The sequence below is a fragment of the Providencia sp. M-27 genome, assembly GCF_011077905.1.
Taxonomy (GTDB): domain Bacteria; phylum Pseudomonadota; class Gammaproteobacteria; order Enterobacterales; family Enterobacteriaceae; genus Providencia; species Providencia huaxiensis.
Genome location: NZ_JAALBT010000016.1, coordinates 19,635 through 32,766 on the forward strand (window position 1 = coordinate 19,635; position 13,132 = coordinate 32,766).

Consider the following 13,132-nt stretch of genomic DNA (forward strand, 5'->3'; position numbering starts at 1 on the left):
CCTCACCATTTTCATGGTAGGGCTCTTATTTAACTAAAAATAGTGATTATCAATATCTATTGGTATCAACGTAGAATCTATTGTAGGAATATCAACCTGAGTCACTTCGCTGTTATCTACTGGTTTTGGGGTTACGGTCGCATCGGGTAAATCGGAATAAATAGTAATACGACTTTTAACCTGTGCCTGATTTCCTGCCTGATCATATACATTGACTTCATAGTCATAAATGCCATCTTTTAAGGGGCTATTCATAGAGATTTCCCATTGGCCCACTTCATTTGATTTTTGCTTATAGGTTTGATTATCAATAGTCAAAAATACCATGGTGTCCGCCTCTGTTACACCACTGAACTTTGGCGTGTTGATACTGGTGATCTCATCCTGTTTATCCGCTGTATTCGTTGAGTCATCTAAGTTCCCACTCAATTCAGGTGCCTTAGTATCAATGATGACTTTCCCTGTCTTTTCCGCGCTATGGCCTACTTTATCCTTTACCTTAATAAGATAATCATAGGAACCATCGTTCAGAGCTTCTGTTACAGGAATTGTCCATACTCCTTTTTCATTGGCGCTCTCTTGGTACGTTTTTTGATTGATAGTGAACTCAACCAATGCATTCGGTTCTGTTACTCCACTGAATGTTGGGTGATTATGGTTAGTCACGGCATCATTTAATAGACCGGAGTCAGTCATCACATCTAGGCTGCATTCCGTAATTTCAGGGGGTGTCGCGTCAACGGTCACTGTGCCGGTTAAACGTTGTACTCCTATGTTACCCGCAATATCAATTGCCTCAATTAGATAGTTATAATCAGCGTCTTTAAGTGAATGAGGTAAAGTAAACGCCCACTCACCACCTTCATTCACCTTAATATCTTTATAAACCTGTTGGCCAATCGTTAGCCGTACATAAGTTTCAGGCTCTGCAATTCCTGCAAAAGTCAGGACAGAAACATCGGTTAAAATATCCTGTTGAGTGGTAAAGCTTACAGGGTCCACAACACCACCAATAAGGTAGTCAGGCGCTGATGTATCAATCACCAATTGCCCTGAAACTTGGCCTTTAATCCCCTGAATCTTATCATTTGCAAAAATCACATAGTCATGAAGACCATCACTCAATTCAATATCAACAGGGAGCGTCCATTCGCCTTTCTCATTGGCGATAGTTTCAAAAGTTGAAGAGACTTTGTTATCAAAAACCAATCGAATTTCCGCATTTGGTTCAGTAATTCCGCTAAATGTCGGCGTATTTACATTTGTGTGGTTATCGTCCTGAATCCCCGAATCTGAATCTGATGTTAACCCTCCCGCCGCTAAAGCGATGGTTTTTACTTTAAAATCGCCCAATATGGGTTGCAAACTAATTTGGCCCAAAATGTCTCGGGCTTCGATTTCATAAGAGTAAGCCCCCTCAGCAAGCGCCTCTGTATCAGATAATTTAATTTGCCAGTTACCATCGTGACCCGCAGTTGTATGATAAGTCTTTCCATTTATCGTCAAGCGTACTTCCGAATTAACTTTGGTTGTTCCACTAAATGTTGGTTGGCTAACATGGATAATACCTCCACTCGATAGCGGATCATCTAATTCCGCAGTTAATTCAGGAGGAGAGATGTCATAGACTAAATCAAACTCAAACTGCGTTTCACGATTAACTAAATCCTTTGCTGTAACTGATAATTTAATATTTTCACCATCCTGAATACCGACAGGGACGATGTCATTGGGTAATTGTATTTGCCAAATCCCCTGATTATTTGCTTTTGCCGCACCCAGTATTTTTCCATTTATGTCTTTGATGGTAACTAGGCTTGCGACACTCGTCGTCCCCGTGAGTGTTAAGTCATTTTGGTTGAAAAGTAATTTACCGTCCTTTTCAGAAATTAATTGTTTATCATTCACACCAAATTCAATACTTGGAGCGGTCTTACCGGACTCGTCACTGAGCACTTTAATAACCACTTCATGCTCTGTTTTATTTCCAGCAATATCAAATGCAGTTATCTTTGCTACATGCTCACCGTCAGGTAAGGCGAGCTCATTAGCAAACACCGTTTTAGAACCATTATATTTAGTTTGTAGCTTATTATGTCGAGTGGTTTTCCCATTCACGTTTATTAGGTAATAATCCATGTTTCCACGATAAGTGAAAACCAGTTTAGGATTGGTTACATTCGCAACTTGCGTACCTGCATGAAATTGCTTATCAACAAAACCAAAGCCATTAAACACCGGTTCTGTGGTGAGGATATTGAGTGTTGTTTGCCCTACTGAAACTGTACCGTCATCTTGGATAAAGCTAATATGGTAGGCTCCATCCCCTTTAATAGGAACTTCGAAACGCCACTCTCCCTTATCATTTGCTTGTATAGGATAATTATGGCCATTTACTTTCGCTGAAATCGTACCACCGGCTGTTATTTGTCCTTTATAAACGGGTTTTTTATGATTGGTATAGTGGTTACCGATTTCACCTGAATCCGTATCGGGGTCAAGGTAAAATTTAAAATCACTGATTATTACGGAAGAAGAAAACTCCCTTACCGAGCCATAAACGTCTTTAAATGTAAGAGTATAGGGGACTTCCCCTAGAGGGAGTTGAATATCTGCTGGAACCTTAAAATCCCAATTTTTTCGACCATTAGTCAAATTAACCGAATACGTTTTACCACATATCAGTATAGTTGCACTGAGTTCATCTCTATCCGTCGCTCCTGAAATCACGCCCTGTAACTTCGGTGAACGACTTGAACTCAATGAGTTATCAATTTCCCCCGTACTACTCGACTCTGCCGCCACTTCAAATGTTACATTTAAAACACAATCCTTTATTTGAATACCTTTTTCTTCAATCACCTTTTCTGTCTTCAACCCAGCAGGGGACGTGGCAATTAATGACATATTATCAAGGTCATAACGGCAGTCTACTCGAAGAAGACCTGAAGGCAAACTAAAAGACTAATTCCCATCTTTATCAATGTCGGTAATGGAAAACGCATGCTCATCTGTATTACTCAATCTAAATTTAAATTGTAAACTTGAACCAGGGGTTACCTTGCCTGTAAAAGTTGCCTCTAAGTCATTAGTCGATTTATCATCATGGAATTTACCTTTCGTCCAAGGTGAAGCCAGAGCAGCATCGGTTATCTCTGGGGGATTAGAATTAATTATCAGTGTATCTATTTTTTCAAATTGATTATCTGCCGCATCCGTAACAGTAATTTTATAATCACCAATAAAGTTTTTCGGTAATTCATTGGAAAGCTTTAAGCTCCACTTGCCATTATTATCGGCAGTCGTTGGAACTAACTCATTATTTAATTGCAATATAACTTTACACCCCGGCTCCCCTCTTCCCGTAAATACAGGGTTGCGATGTGCGGTAATAAAATTTCCTTTGGTTCCTGTATCCGTTTCTGCACTTAATTCAATCGTGGATACAGGGGCGGTGGTATCAATAAATATATTTCCAGAAACATCCGTTGTTTGTCCATTTGCCGGGTGCTCAGCCGTCACAAGGTACTGGCTATTTCCTTCCTCGAGTTCTTTAACGTTAAGTTCCCAGTTTCCTGTCACTTTATCTGCCACAGTAGGAAAACTTTCATTCCCGATTACCAGTGTAATTTTAGCCCCTGGAGTCGCAATCCCAGTAAACTTAGGCGCTTTGATATTGGTGATATAATCACCTTTATTTCCACTATCACATGCCGCATCTAATGTGACTATAAGCGCCGGAAGCTCCGCATTCCCACCCTCTAATGATGGGGGCAGGTACGTAAAGCTCTGACTAATGGTATTTTGATTACCCGCGGTATCTTCTGCGACAACCTTATAGTGGTTATCCTTACCGACATTCGCATCGACATCAAAAATCAGAGACCATTTTCCTTGGTGATCCGCATAAACTATTTTAGTTTGTCCTTTAAATTCCGCAGTGATTTTACTTTCAGGATCCGATGTGCCACTGATTTGAGGGCGTTTTAGGTAAGTTATTAAAGCATTCGAATTCTCTTGGCTTGCAGGATCTAAGCCTGCGGTCAGGGTAATATGGCTATCTACAGTGAATTGCCCTTTAGACGTCCCGACATTTCCAATGATATCGGTCACTTTCACCTGATAATCATACACACCGTCTTGCTTCACTGCGGGTAGTGGTATTTGCCAATACCCGTCTTTATCCGCAGTAGCGCTGTACTCCTGCCCCGCAAACTGGACCACGACCGTTGATTGCGGTTTGGTTTCGCCTTCCAATATTACGACTTTTTGTTGGGTGATATTGTCACCTTTGATACCTGAATCACAACTCTCGGTCAAATTCGCTTGCGCAACAGGTGGCGTGGTATCTACCCATACTGTCTCGCTGATTTTTTCACTATTTCCTACAATATCGGTAACAAACACTTTGAGTGGGTAACTTCCCGACGTGACTAATGAGGTGGCCATAAATGACCAAGCACCCTGTTCATCGGCCACCGTTGAGTAATTTTGTCCGCTCAAAGAAATCTCTATCTTTGCATGGGGCTCAGATTGCCCTGACAGGGTGGGAGTCAATTGGTTAGTGACAAAATCAGACTGATTATTAAGTTGCAAAATTGTCGGCTGCAATGTGGTTTTGATCTGCACGGACTCAGTAACTATAGTGGTGTTGCCTGCCACATCCATTACCGCTACTTCGTAATGATAGATACCGTCGGCTAATGCTTTTTGAGCCGCCACGGCCCAATCCCCATGGCTGTCAGCAAAGGTTTTTAACTGTTGCCCATCAATCGTCAGCTCAATACGGCTACCCACTTCTGCTTTGCCAGTAAAGTGTGGACGCGTCTCTTTGGTGATATTATCACCGATATTGCCACTATCAGACTGCGCTTCAAGGTAAACAGATAAGCGATCAACCTTAGTATCTACGGTGAACTGCCCTTCAGACGCCCCAATGTTTCCGAGGGTGTCTATCACTTTCACGTGGAAATCATATACACCATCTTGCTTCACTGCAGGTAATGGTACTTGCCAGTGCCCGTCTTTATCCGCAATAACGCTATATTCCTGCCCCGCAAACTGGACCACGACCGTCGATTGCGGTTTGGTTTCGCCTTCCAATATTACAGCTTCTTGTTGGGTGATATTGTCACCTTTGACACCCGAATCGCAGCTCTCTCTGAGCTTAGCTTGTGCAGGGGGTGGGGTGGTGTCTACTAATAGGCTTTGGATAAATATGCCCTGATTCCCTACACTGTCTGTGACCTTAACCTTTAATACATATGAGCCATCCGTTAGATTATTATTGATGGTGAGTGACCAATCACCTTGCGCATTAGCTTTGGTGAAGTACTCTTTTTCAGCGACCTTAACGACGATACTGGCATTAGGATCTGTTTTCCCAGTAAGCGTTGGCGTCACTTTATTGGTCAAAAAAACTGCCGAGTTATCAAGCAGTACGCTTGCATCGGGCAGGGAGGTTTTAATAGTCACGGTCTCAGTGATGGTTTTTTGATTACCCGCTGCATCCACTGCAGTGACTTGATAGTCAGATACCCCATCAGCCAATGGTTTCTCGACAGTAATTCGCCACCCGCCTTTATCATCAGCAACTGTCGATAAAATTTGTCCTGCAATTGTTAGCGTGACTGAACTACCGGCTTCGGCTTTCCCAGCAAAAGTAGGAACCTGATTATTCGTTTGTCTCCCACCCAATGTTTCGATATCCGAATGCCCATCAAGGCTAACAGAGAGGTTATCAAGCTGAGTGTCCACTTCAAATTGACCATTCACCGTCACTGGCTTACCGCCAACGGAGGAAGCCACTAATGAATATTCATATATTTTATCGTCTAGCGGTTCTGTGATTTTTAATAACCACTTCCCGTCTTTATCTGCGGTGATCGGATATTTTTTATCATTAATCGTCAGATAAGCCTGACTATCAGGAGAAACAACCCCAGTAAATGTCGGTGTATTAATATGGGTAATATTATCGCCCTTTTTCCCTGAGTCAGACTCTTCGCTTAGTTTCCCCTGAATAAAAACCTGTGTTATCGGTTTATCTATTTGGGAAGCTGCGGGTGGCTTATTTGCAGACTGAGTAGATGATGACGAGGCGCTTATTGGCATAGCCACAGGTGCGGGTGGTGGAGAAAAACTTAAGTCATTATCTTCTACCGGTGCTTTCTCCGATTTATTTTTCTGATTTAGCTGTTTTTTCGCTTCTGTAAGCTTTGTTAAAGACGAGCTTAGTAATGCTTCCTTTTCGTCTTTTTCAGAAGACAAAGTCTGAAGCGTCTTTTCTAGTTGCTGATTTTTTTGATTTAACTCCGCTAGTTTTTTGTTGAAACTTTGCTCATCGTCTTGCCGATTACCATCTTGCTGTTCCTCACCTTCTATTTGCTCACTATTATTTTTTGAGGCTTGGTTATCAGTATATTCGACGATATCACTCGTTAATTGCTCTTTGATATAAACGGCATCGGCTCCCACGTTTAAGGTTATTGATGATAGGATTTCATCTTGTGAAATAATCGTTCCTTGCTCAGTCAATAATGTCATGTTTCCTAAGATAACTTCAGACAACCCATTTTTAATGTTCTCAATAGAACCATCGGGTTTAGTTACAATTAAATCAAACCCTTGAACTTTAAACTTTTGAATTTCTATGCTTTTTAATTTATCGGTGATAGTTTTATCGGTCATATTCTATATCATTATATTAATAAATGGATTTATCAGCTAATACTCACGCGCTGCCGTCAATAAAAACAATTATATCCATTTAATTAAAAATAAAACGTCATTTAATATAATGTGGTCTGACAACCTTTTTTTTTGAGCTCAAATTCAAGTGAGTTCATTTCAATAGCGATTATAATAAAAGAATGAATTAACAAAGTTGTTTCTAAAATGAAAGAATAAAATAATGGAAGAAGATGATGATAACTCTGATGAAGAACTAGCCCCAATGGTTGATGGGTTAAGTGGAACACTATGCATAATTATTTTAGTTTCTATGGTGTTTATTTTTAGTGGAATGAAAGCCGCAGAAACCCATATCAATTATGGCCAGTTAAACTTTGAAAAAATAAAGATGGATATACCAAATAAACGTCTTTTCTTTAAAGGTGGCATTCATTTATCAAACAATGAAATTTCTTTAATAAAGAAAGAAATCATTAAAAACGAGAGTAATAAAATCATTATCAGTGGTTACATTAATGATAAGGTCAGCCACAGTAAAGAAAAAAACACCTATAACCTTCTTTATATGGCATCACTAATTAAGAATATGGGCATTAATAAAGAGATTGTTCTAAAACAAGGGACAAGTGAACATTGCCCAGGTTGGAACTCATGTATTTATTGGGGTTACAAATAACATGTATTATATTGGATTATTTTTTTATGCAGCAACGTTTATCGCTTGTTTTTTATTACAATCGGTACGTGAAATGGTTCAGCAATGTCTATTGCTTGCTCCTGAAATCAGCTACACCATGATTGGGATTTATATTTATCCTTTAATTATATTTTTATTTCACCGAGTATTTAATAAAAACAAACAAAGCAACTATACATTGCTTTCAAACCAAACTAAATTATCTGCATCCGTCACTGTATCATTAGGGTTAATCGGAACATTTATTGGGTTAACAGGGATGATCACCGCGATCTCAGCATCGCTTGGGGGAGAAGGTGATATCTCAGAAAAAATGAATGCCATGATTTCATCCATTTCAATGGCACTTAATTCAATGTCTTTTGCATTCTTAACCTCCATTCTGGGAGTGTCTATTTCAGTTTTATTGTTAGTTAGTTTGAATTTCTTTCACTTCTTTTATCAAAAAGAAAATAAAAAAACTAAACAGCAACTATCTAAAAACGACTCAGAAGAACTTAATCACATTCAAGAAACCCTGAATTCATTACAAGAAGTGAATATCAGTATAGCGCAAAAAATGGTTTCCGTGACTGAAAGCAATGAACTTGCGACTGATATTTCTTCATACCTTCAGGCCTTATCTACCACTGCACAAGATCACTTAGCAGTTTTACAATCAATAAAAGAAGCTGATGACGACTGGAAAAGAAAATTAGCGGTCTACTTATTAGAAGAAAAAATAAATAAAAGAAATGAAAATGAAAAAATATCAGAAGAAATTTTAAAAATAGATCAAACTACACAATGGCTAAAAGAAAACACCATTGAGAGCAGAAAAAAATTATTAACATTACTATCAATGGAGTAAAAAACGTGCGCCTCATCACCTTTGGTTTTTTATTAACACTATTATCACCATCTTATAGCTTGGCTAGCCAAGATGTAGAAAATTTCCAAGCCTTTATTAACCGAGTATTAGAAAATTCCAATCCGGTTCAAATAAAGTCATTAGAATTAGAAGCTGAAAAGCTCAGAGCAAAGCAAACAAACTATTATTATCTACCAAAAATATCAGCATCAGGAAAAATAAAAAGCCATGATGGCAGTACCAGCAGTAATATTACTGCCAGTTCATTAGTCTATGATACGACGCTAACTCATAAATTTAACGAAAAAAATTTAAAATTAAAAATATCAACGCTCTCACTAAACAAAGAAAAAGAAGAGCTTTACACCTCAACAACTAATAACTTAATTGGCATCTATTATCTCAATGAGTTAACAAAAACGACAGATGATTTAAATAAAAACGCTAAAAATATTTTCAAACTTATTACCCACCGCTATAAAAGTGGTATAGCGAAATACAGCGATGTTGAACAAGCGTCCTTATTGATGCAGAGGATTGAAACAGAGCTACAGAATATAGAAAAAGAAATTGAACAATATAAGTCAAATATTGAGCTTTTATCGGGGATCACCTTTCCATCTAAAGGCGTACAGGTTCCCAAAAACTTACTAAAAAAATTGCAAAAAACTATTATTGATAGTGAAAACGCGCAACAAAATAGCGAATATAACTTGCTCCGCATGCAAGCTGATGCAATGAAGGAAAATGCTTATCAACAAAACCCATTCTTGAATGTTAATGTTATCGCCGAAGAACGATTTGTTGACCAAGTTCGAAGTCGTAACGAGTCTTACATGGGAATGGAGGTAAAACTAAATATCTTTGACCTTGATAAAATACTGAATGAAAAATCTCAGCTAAAACTGTATGAAGCAACAAAGGGAAAGGCTGATTATAAATATAAAGAATCAACCGCTAAAATTAAAAATTTAAAATTAATTGCTAATTCAAATGCGACTGAACTTGCAGGGTTACATGCACAACGTAAGACCATGCGTTCGATAGTTAAGAGCCAACAAAGGGAATATGAAATATCACAGTCTTCTTTCTATGAAATGGTTAACACATTATTTGATATGTTAACAATGGAAAGGCGCATAGCTGAACTAATGATTGCTGATATGAAAAACAAAATGGAATACATACAATTAACAGGGAAGTTAGCTGAAATTGAAACGTTATCTAAATAAACTGAACCAAATCCCTAAAAAGTTAAAAATATTCCTAGGTATCACATCATTGTTCATCGGATATATTTTATTAGCTGAAATAGAAATATCCTCTCCTGGAGAGGGTATCATCTCAGGGGTCTCCAATCGGCTAGAAATAGTAAGTCCTGCATCTGGATTTATTAATCAATTCGCGATTAAAACCGGCGATAAGGTAGAGAAAGATCAGATTTTATTTTCCTATACGAATCTAGATGCGTTTCATCAAGAAAAAACCTTAACCAACCTCGTTACTTTTGCTAATGAACGCATTGATGAATTAGAAGAAAATAAAAAGCTATTAAATAAAATCCTTGATGGAAGCATAAGTACAGAATCTGAATATTTTTTCTTTGCAAAGGGCTTACAGAGTCAAACGTTAAGTGCTTATAGAGAGCTTTATGGCCACGTTCTCTTACGCATGGAGATAAGCAACTTAAGAGATAAATATATCTCACAAGTTAAAGAGTCTAGTGAATTAGAGAATCAGATTAACATATTGAAAAAAAAGGACTTATTATTAAAGAATGCAAGAGCTCCTGAAATTGAAAAACTCAATAATAATGCTGAAATTAGCCGTACCACCGCATTGATGACATCAGGTGAATTAAATGCTCAAGGGCTATTGCGAGAAATCTCACTGCTAGAAAAGAAATATACTGCACGGCTTATCGGTGAAATCCAAGAAAATGAAACTCTACTTAATCGGCTAAAAAAAGAGAAATTAGAAAACAGCGGCCAGATGGAATTACTTCGCAATAAAATAAGAGCAAATAGCGTACTATCGCCAGCAGATGGGGTTGTATTAAGTATCGAAAAAGATTTAGAAAAAGGCTCTTACGTTGAAGCCTCAAATTTAGTCATGGTAATTAAAAAACAGCAAAATACACGGGTCATTGAAGGTAAAGTATTAGCGAAATATCGTCCTTTTATAACGCAACAGTTGCCAGCAAAAATTGTGGTGAACTCCCCTGGATTTAAAAAAATCATTAACGGAAAAGTCACAAAAATCAGTGCTGACTCCTTTAGTGATAGGGAACGAGCCAACCAAGAGCGCTATTATTCCGTACAAATTACACCGGAACAAAATACTGTGCTCCTTCCAGAGCATGATGGCCTACCGGTGATGCTCTATATCTCGAGTAAAGAGATTTCAGTGCTTCATTATTTAACCGCATTAATTAGCGATAACATTACATTTAACGTTTGGTGACCTATGTTAGGTTTTATTTCTGCATTATCTGCTGCTGTAGCAACCATGACATTACTTATGGCCGTACTTTTAGCAAATGTGTTATCAAGTACGATGGCCGCTGAAGAAAATAAAGGTAAAGCAGCATTGATAGGAATTGATAACAGCAACACTGAAGCTTCTGCATCTATAAATACCGATAGTAATAATGGCAATGGCAAGAACATCATGAAGTCGTTAATATTTAGCCATGACACCATCAAATTCATTGACCATAGAAAGGTTAAATCTATTGATATCTATTGCAGTTATGGAAATAACATCTCTTTTGATGTGGCAATGACCTACACCATTTATAACACCGTATTAATTAAGAAAAGCACGCCTAATGTACACATTAAAGCATTGAAACCTATTGAAGATAATCAAGGTGTTAACGCTTGCTTCCTGAAGAGTGAAGAAAATGAAAGAAAGTAGTTTCCATGATGTCATTAACCAATATTTTAAGATATTAGGGGAGTCATTTATCTCTCCCGCCCTATCGTATGATAATAAATATATATTAAATAATATAAATGAATTTATTAATAATGATTTTTTCACTTATCAATATGTTTCCATTTCTGATTTTAGTGAAAAAAATCTGCCCGCTCTCTTCATTATGGAAATAGAAAATGGAAAGTACATTATCATTAAAAATCATAAGGGCCAGCTAACCAACCTCACAACTGACACCACAATAACGCTCCAACTAATTGAAAGTAAAAATTTATTTTCATTCTCTGCGAGTGAAAACACATTGAATGAAGAGAGTATATACACATCACTAATTAAGTTAACCCCAAAATCCAGTTTATTTTCATTACCTTTAATTGTATTTGCACTGTTATTACCTTTATATTCAAATCTTTTTAACTCACGATTAGTTTACAGTGAGTCCATAAGCTCAATCTTATATATTAGTTTTATTTTCATTGTTGTTATTGGCTTAGAGTTCTTTATTAAACACATTATTCATGAACAGAATATAAAAAAAATAAAGCTTAACATCAGCATTTTTAATCGCTACTTTGTTAATTTATTAAAGCAGTCTAGTTGTAAAAGTGCCTCGATTAAAGTGAGAACTGCCGAAGCATCGATTTTACAGGTATGGGAAATCAAACCACAAATTATTTATGATATCGGTTTAGCCATTTTATTTTCATTTTGTATTTTTGGCATGCTAGGTTTTTATTCATTATTGCTATTAAGCTATTACGCTGGGCTTATCTTTTTATGTCTACATGTCCGCTTCCTTTCCTATAAAAATATGCTTCGAGCGAATACCTTAAACTATGAAAAATCAGCCATGTACTACTCGTTAGAACAGAAAAAACATGAGCTGTATTTCGCCAGAGATAACCACTTTAAGCAGTACATCAGTACAAAAACCAATGAAGATGAAAAAATAAAATTAAAACTGAATGAGGCGAACCACCATTGGATGGAAATCATCAAAGTAAATACGTTTCTATCCATGATTATCATGTACGTGGCTAGCTATTTAGCTATTGGTGAAGGGAGTTTAAGTTTGGCCTCCGTTATCGCTGTAATGATCATTAATGGCCGACTTTCAGGTGCAATTACAAGTGCAATTAATCGCTTATTTATGGTGAAAACACATCTATTTCATATCAAATCAAGTATTGATCAGCTAAAAAACAATCCACTTATCCATTTCAAAGTAGATGGCATAGCAACAGATTCGATAAAGCATTTTAGTGCAAAAAATCTTAGCGTTAATATTAATGGTAAAACCATTATTAACCAGCTCAATATTGAAGCCAAACCCGGTGATGTTATCGGTATTACTGGTATTTCAGGGGTAGGAAAGACATCTTTAATGAAAGCATTATGTGGGACTTCGGAATACTCTTCAGGGGATATTGCAATCAATAGTATTGGTATTGATGAAATTTCCCAATCCTTTTTAACGGAAAAAATTGCCTACCATAATGGTATTTCAACATTTATTCATGGCAGCATACGTGACAATTTTAATTTCTACGGTGTTTTCGATAACAATACGATTGTTCGCCTGACCAAATTATGTTGCCCAACCTTACTGATTAGCAAAGAAACCTTAGACGACACACTCGTCACCGACATCGCTGCCTCTACAGGGGAAAAACAAAAGTTACAGCTCGTTCTTGCACTGATAAAACAACCTGAAATGATATTCTTAGACGAATCAACATCATTTATGGCGACCTCTGATGCGCTCTCATTTTTACAATTAATAAAACAAGAGTTTGAATTAGATAAATCAATTATTTTCTTTTCTACTCACGACTTAGGGCTGACCTCATTTTTTACGAAGCATATTGCGCTATCACCGGGCCATGTTAAACACATTAACGCCCCACAACCCCACAATGAAATTATCATTCCTAAAATTAGCTTAAGCTAAA

Annotated in this window: 8 protein-coding genes; 6 read left to right on the plus strand and 2 right to left on the minus strand. The window is 37.4% G+C overall.

Features of this window, described 5'->3' with window-relative positions; genetic code table 11:
* Positions 1–33: 33 nt before the first annotated feature.
* Both G6Q48_RS18070 and G6Q48_RS18075 read right to left on the minus strand, forming a co-directional pair.
* A complete protein-coding gene (locus G6Q48_RS18070; protein ID WP_166267824.1) occupies positions 34–2,955 on the minus strand; it encodes an Ig-like domain-containing protein in 2,922 nt (973 codons plus the stop codon).
* Positions 2,956–2,964: 9 nt separating this feature from the next.
* Positions 2,965–6,690: an Ig-like domain-containing protein gene (locus tag G6Q48_RS18075; RefSeq protein ID WP_166267827.1), complete on the minus strand. Its 3,726-nt coding sequence runs from the start codon at positions 6,688–6,690 to the stop codon at positions 2,965–2,967.
* A gap of 223 nt (positions 6,691–6,913) precedes the next feature.
* On the opposite strand from G6Q48_RS18075, the gene G6Q48_RS18080 reads away from it, so the two are divergent.
* The 6 genes from G6Q48_RS18080 (at position 6,914) to G6Q48_RS18105 (ending at position 13,131) form a co-directional block, all read left to right on the plus strand.
* Positions 6,914–7,369, plus strand: a complete 456-nt coding sequence (locus G6Q48_RS18080; protein WP_166267829.1) for a hypothetical protein — start codon at positions 6,914–6,916, stop codon at positions 7,367–7,369.
* A complete protein-coding gene (locus G6Q48_RS18085; RefSeq protein ID WP_242685833.1) occupies positions 7,320–8,240 on the plus strand; it encodes a hypothetical protein in 921 nt (306 codons plus the stop codon). Before G6Q48_RS18080 ends, G6Q48_RS18085 begins: the two co-directional genes overlap by 50 nt.
* A 5-nt stretch (positions 8,241–8,245) precedes the next feature.
* Complete coding sequence (locus G6Q48_RS18090) at positions 8,246–9,472, plus strand: TolC family protein (protein ID WP_102139184.1); 1,227 nt, start codon at positions 8,246–8,248, stop codon at positions 9,470–9,472.
* Positions 9,453–10,703, plus strand: coding sequence for an HlyD family efflux transporter periplasmic adaptor subunit (locus G6Q48_RS18095; RefSeq protein WP_102139185.1), 1,251 nt, complete (start codon positions 9,453–9,455; stop codon positions 10,701–10,703). Before G6Q48_RS18090 ends, G6Q48_RS18095 begins: the two co-directional genes overlap by 20 nt.
* A gap of 3 nt (positions 10,704–10,706) precedes the next feature.
* Positions 10,707–11,159 (plus strand): hypothetical protein, encoded by a 453-nt coding sequence (locus G6Q48_RS22930; protein ID WP_166267831.1) that lies wholly within the window; start codon positions 10,707–10,709, stop codon positions 11,157–11,159.
* Between the two features lie 640 nt (positions 11,160–11,799).
* Positions 11,800–13,131, plus strand: coding sequence for an ATP-binding cassette domain-containing protein (locus tag G6Q48_RS18105; protein WP_242685834.1), 1,332 nt, complete (start codon positions 11,800–11,802; stop codon positions 13,129–13,131).
* Position 13,132: the final 1 nt, after the last annotated feature.